This window comes from Acinetobacter sp. USHLN143 (genome assembly GCF_037145695.1).
Lineage (GTDB): Bacteria > Pseudomonadota > Gammaproteobacteria > Pseudomonadales > Moraxellaceae > Acinetobacter > Acinetobacter fasciculus.
The window spans coordinates 1-627 of record NZ_JBBCWZ010000194.1; the positions used below are offsets into that span (position 1 = coordinate 1).

Sequence of the window (627 nt, forward strand, 5' to 3'; positions counted from 1 at the left end):
GCTACTGAATATAAGTCGCTGACCCATTATACAAAAGGTACGCAGTCACCGGACTAAGCCGGCTCCCACTGCTTGTATGCATGCGGTTTCAGGATCTATTTCACTCCCCTCACAGGGGTTCTTTTCGCCTTTCCCTCACGGTACTGGTTCACTATCGGTCAGTCAGGAGTATTTAGCCTTGGAGGATGGTCCCCCCATATTCAGACAAGGTTTCACGTGCCTCGCCCTACTCGACATCATCATATAAGCCCTTTCGTGTACAGGACTATCACCGTCTACGGTCGCACTTCCCAGAGCGTTCCACTAGAACTTATATGACTTAATGGGCTCTTCCCCTTTCGCTCGCCGCTACTGAGGGAATCTCAATTGATTTCTTTTCCTAAGGGTACTGAGATGTTTCACTTCCCCTCGTTCGCCTTGCAACACTATGTATTCATGTTGCAATACCTACCTTATGGTAAGTGGGTTTCCCCATTCAGACATCTCCGGATCACAGGATATTTGCCGCCTCCCCGGAGCTTTTCGCAGGCTATCACGTCTTTCATCGCCTCTGACTGCCAAGGCATCCACCACATGCACTTAATTACTTGACTATACAACCCCAAACAGTCGTTTATCCTTACAAGT

1 rRNA gene is annotated in these 627 nt (G+C 48.6%); it reads right to left on the minus strand.

What is annotated here, in order from left to right:
- Positions 1–593, minus strand: a 23S ribosomal RNA gene (locus WFH18_RS17655); the annotation flags it as partial.
- Between the last annotated feature and the right edge of the window lie 34 nt (positions 594–627).